The organism is Lacinutrix neustonica, assembly GCF_026625145.1.
Classification (GTDB): domain Bacteria; phylum Bacteroidota; class Bacteroidia; order Flavobacteriales; family Flavobacteriaceae; genus Lacinutrix; species Lacinutrix neustonica.
This window is the reverse complement of sequence record NZ_CP113088.1, coordinates 782,104-798,483: the sequence shown is the minus strand read 5'-3', so window position 1 is coordinate 798,483 and position 16,380 is coordinate 782,104. Positions and strand designations below refer to the sequence as shown.

The 16,380-nt window shown below is 37.9% G+C and carries 12 protein-coding genes and 1 pseudogene; 7 read left to right on the top strand and 6 right to left on the bottom strand.

The genetic code is table 11. The features are described 5' to 3' along the window. Positions 1 to 103 precede the first annotated feature (103 nt). The 7 genes and pseudogenes from rpsA (at position 104) to N7U66_RS04270 (ending at position 6,502) form a co-directional block, all read left to right on the top strand. Entirely contained in the window at positions 104 to 1,942 is a 1,839-nt protein-coding gene (rpsA, locus tag N7U66_RS04300; protein ID WP_267677461.1) for a 30S ribosomal protein S1, read from the top strand. Between the two features lie 122 nt (positions 1,943 to 2,064). Then, positions 2,065 to 2,604 (top strand): bifunctional pyr operon transcriptional regulator/uracil phosphoribosyltransferase PyrR, encoded by a 540-nt coding sequence (gene pyrR, locus N7U66_RS04295; RefSeq protein ID WP_267677460.1) that lies wholly within the window; start codon positions 2,065 to 2,067, stop codon positions 2,602 to 2,604. A gap of 176 nt (positions 2,605 to 2,780) precedes the next feature. Continuing rightward, a complete protein-coding gene (locus tag N7U66_RS04290; protein ID WP_267677459.1) occupies positions 2,781 to 3,710 on the top strand; it encodes an aspartate carbamoyltransferase catalytic subunit in 930 nt (309 codons plus the stop codon). A gap of 3 nt (positions 3,711 to 3,713) precedes the next feature. Then, on the top strand, positions 3,714 to 4,046 hold the full coding sequence (locus N7U66_RS04285) for a ribonuclease Z (RefSeq protein ID WP_267677458.1): 333 nt from the start codon (positions 3,714 to 3,716) through the stop codon (positions 4,044 to 4,046). 89 nt (positions 4,047 to 4,135) lie between these two features. Further along, entirely contained in the window at positions 4,136 to 5,041 is a 906-nt protein-coding gene (locus N7U66_RS04280) for a ribonuclease Z (RefSeq protein WP_267677457.1), read from the top strand. 134 nt (positions 5,042 to 5,175) lie between these two features. Next, positions 5,176 to 5,822, top strand: a pseudogene (gene pdxH, locus N7U66_RS04275) (pyridoxamine 5'-phosphate oxidase). Between the two features lie 188 nt (positions 5,823 to 6,010). Continuing rightward, entirely contained in the window at positions 6,011 to 6,502 is a 492-nt protein-coding gene (locus tag N7U66_RS04270) for a CAP domain-containing protein (RefSeq protein ID WP_267677456.1), read from the top strand. Positions 6,503 to 6,708: 206 nt separating this feature from the next. On the opposite strand, the gene N7U66_RS04265 is transcribed toward N7U66_RS04270, so the two are convergent. From N7U66_RS04265 to N7U66_RS04240, 6 genes are all read right to left on the bottom strand, one after another. Beyond that, positions 6,709 to 7,251, bottom strand: coding sequence for an OmpA family protein (locus tag N7U66_RS04265; protein ID WP_267677455.1), 543 nt, complete (start codon positions 7,249 to 7,251; stop codon positions 6,709 to 6,711). 4 nt (positions 7,252 to 7,255) lie between these two features. After that, complete coding sequence (locus tag N7U66_RS04260; protein ID WP_267677454.1) at positions 7,256 to 8,161, bottom strand: TolB family protein; 906 nt, start codon at positions 8,159 to 8,161, stop codon at positions 7,256 to 7,258. Between the two features lie 271 nt (positions 8,162 to 8,432). Then, a complete protein-coding gene (locus N7U66_RS04255; protein WP_267677453.1) occupies positions 8,433 to 8,657 on the bottom strand; it encodes a hypothetical protein in 225 nt (74 codons plus the stop codon). A 7-nt stretch (positions 8,658 to 8,664) separates the two neighbouring features. Next, complete coding sequence (locus N7U66_RS04250; protein WP_267677452.1) at positions 8,665 to 9,609, bottom strand: PorP/SprF family type IX secretion system membrane protein; 945 nt, start codon at positions 9,607 to 9,609, stop codon at positions 8,665 to 8,667. Positions 9,610 to 9,615: 6 nt separating this feature from the next. Continuing rightward, complete coding sequence (locus N7U66_RS04245; RefSeq protein WP_267677451.1) at positions 9,616 to 14,898, bottom strand: gliding motility-associated C-terminal domain-containing protein; 5,283 nt, start codon at positions 14,896 to 14,898, stop codon at positions 9,616 to 9,618. Between the two features lie 60 nt (positions 14,899 to 14,958). Continuing rightward, on the bottom strand, positions 14,959 to 16,362 hold the full coding sequence (locus N7U66_RS04240; RefSeq protein ID WP_267677450.1) for a hypothetical protein: 1,404 nt from the start codon (positions 16,360 to 16,362) through the stop codon (positions 14,959 to 14,961). Positions 16,363 to 16,380 lie beyond the last annotated feature (18 nt).

The following is a 16,380-nucleotide window of genomic DNA, read 5'->3' as shown; positions in this document are numbered from 1 at the left end:
TGTTGTCGTTATTACTTCCTTAAAACACACAGAATACAAAACGTAATGTTATAAAGGTACCATATAGATGGACATCTCAAGTAACATTGCTAGAATTATTTAAATGGCTGAAAAAGCAAAACAAGCAGAAGTTGAAGCTACCGAAGCAACAACAGCAACAAAAGAAGCTCCAGTAGTATCTGAAGCGCAAGCAAATCCTGAAAAATTCTTAAAAGAATTTAACTGGCACAATTACCAAGAAGGTATTGATGAGGTAGAAGATTCTCAATTAAAAGAATTTGAAAAATTAGTATCTGAAAATTTTGTAGATACTTTAGACGACGAAGTTGTAGAAGGAGAAGTGGTACACATGTCAGATCGTGATGTTATTATCGACATCAACGCAAAATCTGAAGGTGTTATTTCTTTAAACGAGTTTCGTTACAATCCAGATTTAAAAGTTGGAGACAAAGTAGAAGTATTAATTGATGTGCGTGAAGATGCAACAGGTCAATTGGTATTATCTCACCGTAAAGCACGTGTTATCAAAGCTTGGGATCGTGTAAATAATGCACACGATACAGGTGAAATCGTAAATGGTTTCGTTAAATGTAGAACAAAAGGTGGTATGATTGTAGATGTTTTCGGTATCGAAGCATTCTTACCAGGTTCTCAAATTGATGTTAAGCCAATTAGGGATTACGATGTATACGTAAACAAAACTATGGAATTTAAAGTGGTTAAAATCAACCACGAATTCAAAAACGTAGTGGTGTCTCATAAAGCTTTAATTGAAGCTGATATTGAAGAGCAAAAGAAAGAAATTATTGGTCAATTAGAAAAAGGTCAAGTATTAGAAGGTGTGGTTAAAAACATTACTTCTTACGGTGTATTTATCGATCTTGGTGGTGTTGACGGTTTAGTTCATATTACAGATTTATCTTGGTCAAGAATCAATCATCCAAACGAGATTGTTGAGTTAGATCAGAAATTAAATGTGGTAATCCTTGATTTTGATGAAAACAAATCAAGAATCCAATTGGGTCTTAAGCAATTATCTAAACATCCTTGGGATGCCTTAGGTGAAAACGTTGCTGTTGGAGATAAAGTAAAAGGTAAAGTGGTTGTAATCGCAGATTACGGTGCATTTATTGAAGTTGCAGAAGGTGTTGAAGGTTTAGTTCACGTTTCTGAAATGTCTTGGTCTACACATTTACGTTCTGCTAATGATTTCGTGAAAGTTGGAGATGAAATCGAAGCACAGATCTTAACATTAGATAGAGAAGATCGTAAAATGTCATTAGGTATCAAGCAATTATCTGCAGATCCTTGGACAGATATTACTACAAAATACCCTGTAGGTTCTAAGCACACAGGCATTGTACGTAACTTTACAAACTTTGGTGTTTTTGTTGAATTAGAAGAAGGTATCGATGGATTAATTTACATCTCAGATTTATCTTGGACTAAGAAAATCAAGCACCCGTCTGAGTTTTGTGCCGTTGGTGATAAATTAGAAGTTGTTGTACTTGAGTTAGATGTTGAAGGACGTAAATTATCTTTAGGTCATAAACAAACGACAGAAAATCCTTGGGATAAGTATGAAACTGAGTTCGCTTTAAACACAACGCATACAGCTGAAATTGCTGAGGTTGTAGATAAAGGAGCAACTATTGAATTTAATGAAGATATCGTAGCATTCGTACCTTCTCGTCACCTTGAAAAAGAAGACGGAAAGCTATTGAAGAAAGGCGATTCTGCAGAATTCAAAATTATTGAATTTAATAAAGAATTTAAGAGAGTAGTAGCGTCGCATACTGCCATCTTTAAAGCTGAAGAAATGGCAAATGTAAAAGCCGCTGTTGCAAAACAAGCGTCTCAAGCTGCCGAAGCAAAACCAACTTTAGGGGATGCTAATGATGCTTTACAAGCACTTAAAGATAAAATGGACGGGAAGAAATAATTCCTGAAATTTTAAATATTAAAAAGCCTCTCAGCAATGAGAGGCTTTTTTTGTTTCTATCAAATGTGATAACTTCTAATATTTTGCATTACCTTTGTTTTTCAAATACCCTTACCGCGTATATGAGTCAAAAAGTGTTACTTAATGCCACAGCCATCAATATCATTCTTCACCGTTTGGCTTGCCAATTAATTGAAAATCACAAGGACTTTTCCAACACCGTTTTAATAGGATTGCAACCCGTAGGTAAATATTTGGCGAATCGCTTAGCCCAAATACTTAAATCAGACTATAACATCAAGAATTTACAGTTGGGGCTTTTAGATATCACCTTTTACCGGGACGATTTTCGACGTGGTGACAAAATTCATGAAGCCAATACCACAGAGATCAACTTTATTGTTGAAGATAAAAAAGTAGTGTTTATAGACGATGTTTTATATACAGGAAGAAGTATTCGTGCAGCGTTAACAGCCATTCAGTCTTTTGGAAGGCCAAATGAGATCGAACTATTAACCCTTATAGACAGAAGATTTAGCAGACATTTACCAATACAACCCAATTATCGTGGTCGGCAAGTGGATGCCATAAACGAAGAAAAAGTAAAAGTGAACTGGAAGGAGAATGAAGGTGAAGATGCCGTATATCTAATTAACAGTTAAGTTAAATAAAGAATAAAAAAGAATAAAAGAGAGATAGAATGAATGTACATCGGCGATTATACCGAGCATTACTGAAATAAAAATATTTTTATTACACGTATCAAGCTAGATTTCTTAAAAAAACTTATAAATAACAACAGGTAAACGAAAGACTACCAACAGAAGACTAGAAAACCATGAGCGAATTAAGTGTCAATCACTTATTAGGAATAAAAAACCTTCAAGAAAAAGACATTCAACTTATTTTTGAAACAGCAGATCATTTTAAAGAAGTCATTAACCGACCAATTAAAAAGGTACCCTCGCTTCGTGACATTACTATAGCTAATTTGTTTTTTGAAAATTCTACACGCACAAAATTGTCTTTCGAATTAGCAGAGAAACGATTGTCTGCAGATGTGATCAATTTTTCAGCAGGACAATCCTCGGTAAAAAAAGGCGAAACCTTAATAGATACTGTTAACAATATCTTATCTATGAAAGTAGATATGGTAGTCATGCGTCATCCAAACCCTGGAGCCAGTGTTTTTTTATCAAAACACGTGACCGCTAATATTATTAATGCAGGTGATGGTGCGCATGAGCATCCCACACAGGCCTTGTTAGACTCTTATTCCATACGAGAACGTTTGGGGGACGTTGCTGGAAAAAACGTGGTTATTGTGGGTGATATATTGCACAGTCGCGTGGCGCTCTCAAATATTTACGCTTTAAAATTACAAGGCGCCAATGTTATGGTATGCGGACCAAAAACTTTATTGCCTAAACATATCGATAAATTAGGGGTTAAAGTTGAAACTAATTTACTTAAAGCCTTACAATGGTGCGATGTCGCCAACATGTTACGCGTTCAAAACGAACGTATGGAGATTAGCTATTTTCCATCAACAAGAGAATATACACAACAATTTGGAGTTAATAAAACACTCTTAGAGTCTTTAGATAAAGAAATAACCATCATGCATCCAGGACCTATTAATAGAGGCGTTGAGATTACTAGTGATGTTGCAGATTCTAAACAAGCCATTATTTTAGACCAGGTACAAAATGGTGTAGCTATTAGAATGGCGGTGATTTATTTATTAGCTTCCAAAATAAAACAATAGATTATGATACTAGATCAAGATGGAAATATTTCCATCATCACTCAAGAAAAGGCGACTATTATTGAATTAGTAAAAAAAATAGAAGCGCTATATCCAAAATTCCAAAAGCATAATATTATCGTGCAGTTGTCTTCCTTAGAAAAGGTAGGGTTGCAAGATATTATCGAATTTCTGCGTATTTCAAACACGCATCGGGCGGCAAAACAATCTTTTGTTATCGTGACCAATGCCATTAATACAAGTGAAACACCAGATGAAATTATTGTGGTGCCTACACTTAAAGAAGCTTATGATATTATAGAAATGGATGAAATGGAGCGTGATTTAGGTTTCTAACATGCGCCGGAGGCTTCTGTTTTTTCGTTTGTTTGTTATATGGATTAACATGGAATAAGCCATTAAAGAAAACAAATTAACTATAATTAATGAAACTAAATATTCTAGGTTGCTACAGTGCAACACCACGAACATTTACCAATCCTACAGCCCAAGTTTTAGAGATCAATAATCATCACTTTTTAATTGATTGTGGCGAGGGTACACAAGTACAACTGCGAAGACATAAGATTAAGTTTAATCGAATTAAACATGTTTTTATTTCCCATTTGCATGGGGATCATTGTTTTGGTCTTGTGGGGTTGATTTCTACCATGCGATTACTCACGCGTGAGGCAGATTTACATATTTATGCCCCTAAAGGTTTAAAACAAGTCATTACTCTTCAAATGAAGCTCGCAAATTCTTGGACCGATTATCAACTTGTCTTTCACGAATTAACAAGTACCGAATCTGAACTTATTTTTGAAGATGACAAAGTAGAGGTCTATACGATTCCTTTAGATCACCGGGTGTATACGAATGGTTTTCTTTTTAAAGAAAAAGAAGGGGAGCGTAAATTAGATATGAATGCTGTTTTAAATGCAGATATTGATGTGGCCTATTATAGAAAACTAAAGCAAGGGTTTGATGTGCTCAATAATACTGGCGAAATTATTAAAAACGAAACCGTTACCAGCGCTCCAGAAAAACCTAAAAGCTATGCTTTTTGCAGTGATACGGCTTACAAAGAAGATATTGTTCCACTTATTACAGGAGTAGATGTGCTATATCATGAATCTACTTTTTTAGAACAACATGCGCAGTTAGCACCAAAAACAAAACACAGTACAGCTAAAGAAGCGGCCAAAATTGCGAGTAAAGCTCATGTTGGAAAACTAATATTGGGTCACTATTCTACACGATATGATGATTTGAACGTTTTTAAAACAGAAGCCAATGCGTATTTTGAAAATGTAGAATTGGCTGATGATGGGAAAGTATTCGAATTTTAAAACGAATCGTCTTGAATGTTATATTTTTGTAAATCAAATTTATCTTCATTTTTCATTCAAGCATTCAATACTTATGGATCTCGTGAATGGCTTAAAAAGGTACCGTAATATAGAAAAATCTCTTAAATTGTAATATGGAAAAAGACTTAGGACACTATCGAAAATCGTATGAAAAAGGGGAGCTCTTATTGAATAATACCCCGAGATAACCCCTTAGAGCTTTTTAGAGATTGGTTCTTAGAGGTCGATGCCAACTTTCCTGAAGATGAAACCAATGCCATGACGATTGCAACGATAGGACTCGATGGTTTTCCAAAAAGTAGAGTGGTGTTACTCAAAAAATACACCCATGAAGGCTTTATTTTTTACACGAACTATAACAGTGAAAAAGGGAAGGCTATTCAAGCGAATCCAAACGTTTGTTTGTCTTTTTTTTGGCATGGGGCAGAACGACAAATTATTATAAAAGGAAAAACAGAACGCATAGCTGCCAATTTGAGTGATGGGTATTTTGAATCAAGACCCAAAGGAAGTCAATTAGGGGCTTTAGTATCTAAGCAAAGTGAGGTGATAGCCAGTAGAGAATACTTAGAGCAAGCACTTGAAAATCTTGAAAAGAGATTTGAAGGAAAGGAGATACCTAGACCGAGTGCGGGGTGGGTTTATTGTAAAGCCTGTAGAAATCGAATTTTGGCAAGGCCGACCCAATCGATTACATGATCGTATAAATTATAAACTCAACGTAAATTTTGAGTGGAATAAAACGCGCTTGTCTCCATGATTAAGAGTTATCGACCAAATGAATTTTAATACGCTGAAATACAGATTCAAGTCAAGCAAAAGTAATTTTAATCGTTGAAAAGCATTATTTTTCGCTGAAATACATGTATTTCATCGATTTTAACATTTCTTTAACATTCTTTTAAGGTACGCTAGGGTATATTTAAATCCCCAAACAAAGTATCCCTTATGAAAAATGTATTTAACCTTGTGTTTGTTTTCTTTTTAGTAACACTTTCTACCTCGTGTTCCACCGATAGTATTGACGATTCGCAAGAAGTAGCAGAGACTATTTTTATTCCGCAATCTAAAACGATTGAACTTGAGATTATGGAACTAATAAATGAGTATAGGAGCGCTCTTGATCTTAATATTTTAGGAGATCATAATATTGTTAAAGCGCAAGCTTACAAACATACGGACTACATGGTTACTGAAGATGATGTGTCACATGCAAATTTTTATTCTCGTAAAACTTACTTGATGAATAATGCAGGAGCGCAAGTGGTAGCAGAAAATGTGGCTTATGGTTTTACTAGTGCGCAATCTGTTGTAAATGCTTGGATAAATAGTGAAGGACATAAAGAAAATATTGAAGGCGATTTTACTCATTTTGATGTCTCTGCTGAGCAGAATGCAGAAGGTGATTGGTTTTTTACAAATATCTTTATTAAAAAATAAATGTGTAGTTGATTATGTAAAAAAAGACGCTTCGTTTTGAAGTGTCTTTTTTTCTTTAAAACCAAAATGGGTCAAACCGGAGTCGATTTAAATAAAATGAATGTGCTGTATGCTGGCTTATTATGTGAGTCCTTTCCAGGTATTCTTATTCACAAATGAGAAAAACGAATACTCACTAAAAAGGGTGTTAACTGTGGTTGTTATTTTTATTGATTGTAACCACTAGTAATTATAAACTTAGAGCGTCTATTTAATTGATGCTCTTCTTCACTACATTTTACATCATTTCCACAAGTATTAACCAGTTGAGATTCGCCATAACCTATGGCACTCACAATTCTATCAGTGACAATCCCTCTGCTATATAAGTATCCTCGTGTAGATTTTGCTCTCCTATCCGACAGTTTCATGTTATATGCATCTTTTCCTCGGCTATCGGTGTGTGATTCAATTTTTATAACCATGGTTGGGTGTTCTCGCATAACCGCTATAATATTTTCTAATTCGTAAGCAGCATCCGGTCTAATGTTCCATTTATCAAAGTCAAAGAAAATAGGATTAATAACAATCTCGCTATCTATGATTAATGGTGTTAAAAATAATTCAACTTGTATTTCATCACCATTCGTTTTGGTTGTAGTAATTTGTCTTTTATCTGGTCTATAATCCGGTTTCTCCCCTAAGATGTTGTATACTTTGTTACAGCCAATGTCCTTAAACTCATAAAAGCCATCAGCATTAGAGGTCACTGTTTCAATAATTTTGCCGAGACTCGTCCATTAATTTAACAGTCACTTCAGGTAGGGGTTCTAAGGATATTTTATCTTTTGTGATACCTGTTATGGATTGTTTACAGTCGTACTTCCCAAAAGCATAAATATCATCACTTCCTTTTCCTCCTTCCCGATTGGATGAAAAATACCCCATATTGGTATCAGAATCTATAAAAAAGCCAAAATCATCGAAACCACTGTTGTATGGAGCGCCAAGATTTTTTAGATAAATCGGCGTGGTGTCATTGGCTTTAATTTTAAGAATATTAGATTCAAAAATGTCTAATAAACCTAGATTTAAATGAGCATCTGACGAAAAATAAAGTGTAGAGTCTTTCGCTATAAAAGGAAAATTTTCGCGGCCTTCAGTATTAATATCTCGACCTAGATTTATAGGGGAGCCGTAAGTACCATCGTTGTTTATGCTAACTTTAAAAATATCTGTTTGTCCAATACTTTCCGGTCGGTCTGAAACAAAATAAAGTGTTTTCCCATCTGGACTTAAAGCTGGAGAGCCGTTGGAAAAAGTATCGGCGTTAAAGGGTAAGTCTGTAATGTTAGTCCATTCACCTTTATTTAAAGTCGCTTGGTAAATGCGTAAATTTGAGGTCCCTTCATCGTCATACGCGGCTTTATTCTTTCTGTTAAAATTGTCCCTTGTAAAATACAGGGTCTTTCCATCATTACTAATCGCTACAGAGGCTTCATGTAATTTTGAATTAACTTTTTTAAAAGATAGGGATTCCACTTCATTGACTATTTTTTTCTCATCAACAAGGTTAACTTTAGCTTGGTGAATATCGAGAAAAGGTTCTTTATTCCACTGGTATAATTTTTTAGGATCCGTTATTGTATCGTTCACTCTAGAAGAAGCAAAGTAAAGCATGCCGTCTTTTTCAAAACTACCAAAATCTGAATATACAGAATTAATAGGGAGATTTTCAAAATTAACATATACATACTCTGTAGATTCAAGCGCTTCAAATTTTTCGATATTAAAACTGTCTTCATCTTTAAAACGTTTGTCATTCTGTTTACGTTCTTTGAAAATTTTAGTCCAAGAGGTTGCCTTCTCAAATTGATTTAAACTTCGAAGGGTTTGTATGTATTTGTATAAATACTCAGGGTTGATGTCATCGTAATTAGTAACTGCTTTTTCATACCGAGAAATTAGCCAATTTTACGTTAGAATTATTATAGTAACAATCTCCTAGTCTTGAGAGTACATGTGCTGTTGTATCACCTTTTTTGAGTGTTTCCAAATATAATTCCGCAGCTTGATAATAAGCATAGTCTTTAAAAAACTGATCCGCAACTTTTACTTGTGCTTGAGAATGTAAAGCACAAAAGAGAAAGGGTAATATGAATAGAATGTTTTTCATTTATAAACTAAAAGTATCTAGGTGATTTAATTCGTTTTTGAGGTTTGAAGATCTCGTACATTAGTAGTATTTCATGAGTACCACTAGTATAAGGTCTTAAATCTGAGAGAAAATATTCATAAGTATAACCAATTCGCAATTCTTGTGAGACTTGAAAATCAACAAGACCTCCTAAAGTAGTGGTGTCTTGATTGTATCGATAGCCGCCTCCTACCCATAGTTTTTCAAAAAACAAAAAATTAGCGTTGATGTCAAAAGAAATTGGCGCCCCGTTAGTTACTTTTGCTAAAACCGAAGGTTTAAATTTTGTCATTTCGCTTAGACTAAATACATAACCGCCAGTGAGGTAATAACCAATACGCTCAAGCGCTAAATAATCAACATTTTCAACTCTGTTTGTTAAATTATAATCGGTATTTAATACTCTAGGGGCAGATAAACCAACATACCATTCATTAGTGTGCCAAAATAAACCTAAACCAATATTAGGGTTCCAGCGACTACTAACATCACTAAAAAATGGATCAGAATAGACTTCTTCTTCATCAAGAAACCCAAAATTATCTAAATTATAATGTGTAACACCTGCTTTTAAACCAAAGGCTAACTTTGTATTTTCACTCGTATTAATAGTATATGAAAAATCACCATAGACAAACACAAAATTCTCATAGCCAAGTTGATCATTTATAACAGAGAGTCCTAAACCAACTTTTTCGTTTCTTAATGGTGAATGTATTGAAAGTGTTTGGGTTGTAGGGCCTCCCTCTATACCTACCCATTGACTCCTATGTACACCAACAATACTTAAAGTTTCTCTACTACCAGCATAAGCCGGGTTTATAGAAATGGTATTGAACATATATTGGGAAAACTGAGGGAGTTGTTGTGCAAATGAAAATCCACAACAAAAAAATAGAAAGGCAATTATGTGTGGTGTATTGTTTTTCATTTGATTTTATTTTGTTCCTAGATATAATGGTCCAGTTATAGGGTCTAAGCCACTATCTCTTAAAATAATCACATAGTAATAGGTTCCGTTTGGTAATTTATTTGCTGGACCTACAGAGCTTTTAATAGAAGAGCCATCCCAATCGTTTTGATAGTTTTTACTTTCAAAAATGATACCTCCGTATCTGTTAAATATTGTTAAATCGATAATGAATCCACATTTGGCTAAGCCTTGAACGGCGAATAAATCATTAAAACCATCTCCATTTGGTGTGACTGCTTTGGATACTTTAAAGCTTTCACTACCACAGGGTAAAACGATACAATCAGCATTGATATCTATGGTAACTCTTATTGTTTCACTGCAATACTCTGACGGTATTGTATAACTAAAAATATAAATGCCCACTTCTAATTCTAAAGGATCAAAAGTACCATTCGTATTTAAGGTAACCGTACCCTGTTCAACAGTCCAAGCTATTGAAGTGTCGGCATTAGCAGGTAAGTATTGAAATAAATCGATGATCCCATCATCGGTACAACGTTCATCCGCAAAATCGGTTATTACATTTTCTGTAATTACATTTAATATTTGAGTAAACACATTAGAATTATTGCAACTATCTGTTGCGGTCCATTCCCATATAATTTGATAATCTTGACCGTCACCGGTATTTGTATTTGTTTCTTCTAAACTTACAGTTATTGCACTATCTGAACACGCATCAGCGAACTCTAAAGTTGGCGGTTCCGGAATATCAGAACAAGCCACAGAACTTTCAGTCTCAATATTGGTTACTAATGTTGGCCCCGTCGTATCTTCTAGAGTAAGTGTCGCCGTAAGGTTGGTGGTGTTACCACAATCATCGGCTACGGTATAGATAACGGTAATGGTTCCCCCAAGGCCACAAGTCGTGCTTAGGTTATTAAAATCGTAATCTGAAGTCACTGTATTGGTAGCATCGGCATCACAAGCATCCGTTCCGCAGGTTTCCGGAGCGGTTATGTTATTAGCGTTCCAAGCATCGGCCACCGCTTCGTTATCCGTCCCTGCACATTCTAAGGTCTCACTAGTTACCGTACAGTTCGATAGATCTGGACCAATGGTATCTTCTAGAGTAAGTGTCGCCGTAAGGTTGGTGGTGTTACCACAATCATCGGCTACAGTATAGATAACGGTAATGGTTCCCCCAAGTCCACAAGTTGTGCTTAGGTTATTAAAATCGTAATCTGAAGTCACTGTATTGGTAGCATCGGCATCACAAGCATCCGTTCCGCAGGTTTGCAGAGCGGTTATGTTATTAGCGTTCCAAGCATCGGCCACCGCTTCGTTATCCGTCCCAGCACATTCTAAGGTCTCACTAGTTACCGTACAGTTCGATAGATCTGGACCAATGGTATCTTCTAGAGTAAGTGTCGCCGTAAGGTTGGTGGTGTTACCACAATCATCGGCTACAGTATAGATAACGGTAATGGTTCCCCCAAGGCCACAAGTCGTGCTTAGGTTATTAAAATCGTAATCTGAAGTCACTGTATTGGTAGCATCGGCATCACAAGCATCTGTTCCGCAGGTTTGCAGAGCGGTTATGTTATTAGCGTTCCAAGCATCGGCCACCGCTTCGTTATCCGTCCCTGCACATTCTAAGGTCTCACTAGTTACCGTACAGTTCGATAGATCTGGACCAATGGTATCTTCTAGAGTAAGTGTCGCCGTAAGGTTGGTGGTGTTACCACAATCATCGGCTACGGTATAGATAACGGTAATGGTTCCCCCAAGGCCACAAGTCGTGCTTAGGTTATTAAAATCGTAATCTGAAGTCACTGTATTGGTAGCATCGGCATCACAAGCATCTGTTCCGCAGGTTTGCAGAGCGGTTATGTTATTAGCGTTCCAAGCATCGGCCACCGCTTCGTTATCCGTCCCAGCACATTCTAAGGTCTCACTAGTTACCGTACAGTTCGATAGATCTGGACCAATGGTATCTTCTAGAGTAAGTGTCGCCGTAAGGTTGGTGGTGTTACCACAATCATCGGCTACAGTATAGATAACGGTAATGGTTCCCCCAAGGCCACAAGTCGTGCTTAGGTTATTAAAATCGTAATCTGAAGTCACTGTATTGGTAGCATCGGCATCACAAGCATCCGTTCCGCAGGTTTCCGGAGCGGTTATGTTATTAGCGTTCCAAGCATCGGCCACCGCTTCGTTATCCGTCCCTGCACATTCTAAGGCCTCACTAGTTACCGTACAGTTCGATAGATCTGGACCAATGGTATCTTCTAGAGTAAGTGTCGCCGTAAGGTTGGTGGTGTTACCACAATCATCGGCTACAGTATAGATAACGGTAATGGTTCCCCCAAGGCCACAAGTTGTGCTTAGGTTATTAAAATCGTAATCTGAAGTCACTGTATTGGTAGCATCGGCATCACAAGCATCCGTTCCGCAGGTTTGCAGAGCGGTTATGTTATTAGCGTTCCAAGCATCGGCCACCGCTTCGTTATCCGTCCCAGCACATTCTAAGGTCTCACTAGTTACCGTACAGTTCGATAGATCTGGACCAATGGTATCTTCTAGAGTAAGTGTCGCCGTAAGGTTGGTGGTGTTACCACAATCATCGGCTACAGTATAGATAACGGTAATGGTTCCCCCAAGGCCACAAGTCGTGCTTAGATTATTAAAATCGTAATCTGAAGTCACTGTATTGGTAGCATCGGCATCACAAGCATCCGTTCCGCAGGTTTCCGGAGCGGTTATGTTATTAGCGTTCCAAGCATCGGCCACCGCTTCGTTATCCGTCCCTGCACATTCTAAGGTCTCACTAGTTACCGTACAGTTCGATAGATCTGGACCAATGGTATCTTCTAGAGTAAGTGTCGCCGTAAGGTTGGTGGTATTACCACAATCATCGGCTACGGTATAGATAACGGTAATGGTTCCCCCAAGGCCACAAGTCGAGCTTAGGTTGTTAAAATCGTAATCTGAAGTCACTGTATTGGTAGCATCGGCATCACAAGCATCCGTTCCGCAGGTTTCCGGAGCGGTTATGTTATTAGCGTTCCAAGCATCGGCCACCGCTTCGTTATCCGTCCCTGCACATTCTAAGGTCTCACTAGTTACCGTACAGTTCGATAGATCTGGACCAATGGTATCTTCTAGAGTAAGTGTCGCCGTAAGGTTGGTGGTGTTACCACAATCATCGGCTACAGTATAGATAACGGTAATGGTTCCCCCAAGGCCACAAGTTGTGCTTAGGTTATTAAAATCGTAATCTGAAGTCACTGTATTGGTAGCATCGGCATCACAAGCATCCGTTCCGCAGGTTTCCGGAGCGGTTATGTTATTAGCGTTCCAAGCATCGGCCACCGATTCGTTATCCGTCCCAGCACATTCTAAGGTCTCACTAGTTACCGTACAGTTCGATAGATCTGGACCAATGGTATCTTCTAGAGTAAGTGTCGCCGTAAGGTTGGTGGTGTTACCACAATCATCGGCTACAGTATAGATAACGGTAATGGTTCCCCCAAGGCCACAAGTCGTGCTTAGGTTATTAAAATCGTAATCTGAAGTCACTGTATTGGTAGCATCGGCATCACAAGCATCCGTTCCGCAGGTTTCCGGAGCGGTTATGTTATTAGCGTTCCAAGCATCGGCCACCGCTTCGTTATCCGTCCCTGCACATTCTAAGGTCTCACTAGTTACCGTACAGTTCGATAGATCTGGACCAATGGTATCTTCTAGAGTAAGTGTCGCCGTAAGGTTGGTGGTGTTACCACAATCATCGGCTACGGTATAGATAACGGTAATGGTTCCCCCAAGGCCACAAGTCGTGCTTAGGTTATTAAAATCGTAATCTGAAGTCACTGTATTGGTAGCATCGGCATCACAAGCATCCGTTCCGCAGGTTTGCAGAGCGGTTATGTTATTAGCGTTCCAAGCATCGGCCACCGCTTCGTTATCCGTCCCAGCACATTCTAAGGTCTCACTAGTTACCGTACAGTTCGATAGATCTGGACCAATGGTATCTTCTAGAGTAAGTGTCGCCGTAAGGTTGGTGGTGTTACCACAATCATCGGCTACAGTATAGATAACGGTAATGGTTCCCCCAAGGCCACAAGTCGTGCTTAGGTTATTAAAATCGTAATCTGAAGTCACTGTATTGGTAGCATCGGCATCACAAGCATCCGTTCCGCAGGTTTCCGGAGCGGTTATGTTATTAGCGTTCCAAGCATCGGCCACCGCTTCGTTATCCGTCCCTGCACATTCTAAGGTCTCACTAGTTACCGTACAGTTCGATAGATCTGGACCAATGGTATCTTCTAGAGTAAGTGTCGCCGTAAGGTTGGTGGTGTTACCACAATCATCGGCTACAGTATAGATAACGGTAATGGTTCCCCCAAGGCCACAAGTCGTGCTTAGGTTATTAAAATCGTAATCTGAAGTCACTGTATTGGTAGCATCGGCATCACAAGCATCCGTTCCGCAGGTTTCCGGAGCGGTTATGTTATTAGCGTTCCAAGCATCGGCCACCGCTTCGTTATCCGTCCCTGCACATTCTAAGGTCTCACTAGTTACCGTACAGTTCGATAGATCTGGACCAATGGTATCTTCTAGAGTAAGTGTCGCCGTAAGGTTGGTGGTATTACCACAATCATCGGCTACGGTATAGATAACGGTAATGGTTCCCCCAAGGCCACAAGTCGAGCTTAGGTTGTTAAAATCGTAATCTGAAGTCACTGTATTGGTAGCATCGGCATCACAAGCATCCGTTCCGCAGGTTTGCAGAGCGGTTATGTTATTAGCGTTCCAAGCATCGGCCACCGCTTCGTTATCCGTCCCTGCACATTCTAAGGTCTCACTAGTTACCGTACAGTTCGATAGATCTGGACCAGTAGTATCATTTAGAGTAATGATTTGTACGTAGTTGGCTATGCTGTTTCCACAAGCATCAGTAAATGTCCAAGTGTTAGTATAACTACCGTTTGTAGAGCACGAACTGTTATTTGGTACAAATGGTCCTGCAGTTTTAATAGGAGTTAATCCTGAACAAGAAGCTATAGGAGCTAATGCTTGAGCATCTTCTAATTCCGAAGCATTTGCACATTCCAAAGTGACATCAAGAGCTCCAGGATTTGTTATCCAATTTGCAGGAGAAGGATCGTTAATAGTGATTATTGTTGGAAGATTGTTTCCAACCCCACAGGCATTGGTTGAATTAGAACTGTTGGAAGTTTGAACTATAGGATTAATTTCACCGTTATAATTGGCTTCGAACTCAATGGCAAAGGAATCCATACAACCATTTTCTAAAAAATAGCATTTGTCTTTTATTTGAGTTTGAAAATTAATATTTAATTACGGGTTTCCAATATCAAAAACGCCATTTGCAACATTGAATGTTAAAACATTAGTATTGGTATCAAAGGTATAGCTTACTCCTGAAGGCAAGCCTATTATTGGTTCTACCAAGGTTGCCACAGGAGGTATTGTAGTTGTCAATACTGCATTTTCTGCATTGTCATTCCCTGAATTCGTTATTTCCGGATTAAAATTTACATTTGTCGGATTCGCTTGAGGGGTTACAGATGATGGTGTCCCTATAACAATCATTTCTAAAACCGGCTTATAGACTTCTATAGCGAGGCCCAATAAATACAACCCATAGGTCTCTTGAGTCGACGTTATGCGAAACGTTGCTGACGTTTGATTATTCGTTATAAGTGAGTTTCCATTATTTGACAAAGGAAAAATGGAGGCATCAAACCCTAATGTATTAGTACTGGCTGGATTTCTATCTGTAAAATTATTATTACCATTACTAGGTCCTTTTGTTATTCTACTATTGAAGAAGTTGTTGGCATCTCTTAGAGGCGCATCTAAGTCTACAAAGGTATTTGCTACATTTTTTATTTGTAGTTTATCCCCACTAATATCTCTATCTCCTTCAAGTGCACCCATGACCACATCTGCTTTCACAGCACCGTTGGGAACCGTTTGAAAACCATCGAAAAGTACGTCTATACTTGGAGCAGCACTTTTAATATGTGCATAGCCATCAAATAATGTTATGTTTTTCATTCGCAACGATGGACTACTATATACAACTACCATTTGCCACCCCCCTGATGTACCCGTGTTAGAACTGGCATGAGAGGTTAAAGCACCAGTTTTTGCTTCTACATTGGCGACTTGATATTTTCCGAAAGGATTGTTTAGATTTTGAACATCGGAGGTGATATCTTTTACACAGATATAAGGATCATTCATAAAATGCGGATTTTCATCACGCCCCCTATAAATAATGTCGTCTGCAACAATAGTAGTATATGCTACTTGGTTTGGTAGCATTAATTTCACTTCGTTAAAATTCCAATTGGGTTGATTATCAAGTTCAACACCATTTTGGATATTTCCTTTGTCAGCTGCAGCCCAATAGAGTAATACGCTTTCTATAGTTAAACATGCTGCATTAGGCTTAGGGTTAGATAAATTTGCACTGCTAGAATTAAAAGTGCTCGGATCGTTATCTATATCAACATAAACATTGTCAGAAAAATCGTGATTGCCATCTTCTCCATTGTAATCTGTGGTGGCTGTTCTCGATAAAACATTATTTGCAATCATGGTAACATCACCACTTATGGTTTCGTTATAGCGAGGAGTGAAAATCTTTTTAACTTGAGCTGTTGCAATATTTGCCCCAAATGCAAAAAGTATAAATAAAACTAAACTCGAATAATTTTTGGATAAAATTTTCAAATTAATTATTTTTAGTTA

Coding starts and splice junctions, on each gene's coding strand:
- rpsA (WP_267677461.1), top strand. CDS start 104: ATGGCTGAAAAAGCAAAACAAGCAGAAGTTGAAGCTACCGAAGCAACA.
- pyrR (WP_267677460.1), top strand. CDS start 2,065: ATGAGTCAAAAAGTGTTACTTAATGCCACAGCCATCAATATCATTCTT.
- N7U66_RS04290 (WP_267677459.1), top strand. CDS start 2,781: ATGAGCGAATTAAGTGTCAATCACTTATTAGGAATAAAAAACCTTCAA.
- N7U66_RS04285 (WP_267677458.1), top strand. CDS start 3,714: ATGATACTAGATCAAGATGGAAATATTTCCATCATCACTCAAGAAAAG.
- N7U66_RS04280 (WP_267677457.1), top strand. CDS start 4,136: ATGAAACTAAATATTCTAGGTTGCTACAGTGCAACACCACGAACATTT.
- N7U66_RS04270 (WP_267677456.1), top strand. CDS start 6,011: ATGAAAAATGTATTTAACCTTGTGTTTGTTTTCTTTTTAGTAACACTT.
- N7U66_RS04260 (WP_267677454.1), bottom strand. CDS start 8,161: ATGCTTTACTTTGCTTCTTCTAGAGTGAACGATACAATAACGGATCCT.
- N7U66_RS04255 (WP_267677453.1), bottom strand. CDS start 8,657: ATGAAAAACATTCTATTCATATTACCCTTTCTCTTTTGTGCTTTACAT.
- N7U66_RS04250 (WP_267677452.1), bottom strand. CDS start 9,609: ATGAAAAACAATACACCACACATAATTGCCTTTCTATTTTTTTGTTGT.
- N7U66_RS04245 (WP_267677451.1), bottom strand. CDS start 14,898: ATGGATTCCTTTGCCATTGAGTTCGAAGCCAATTATAACGGTGAAATT.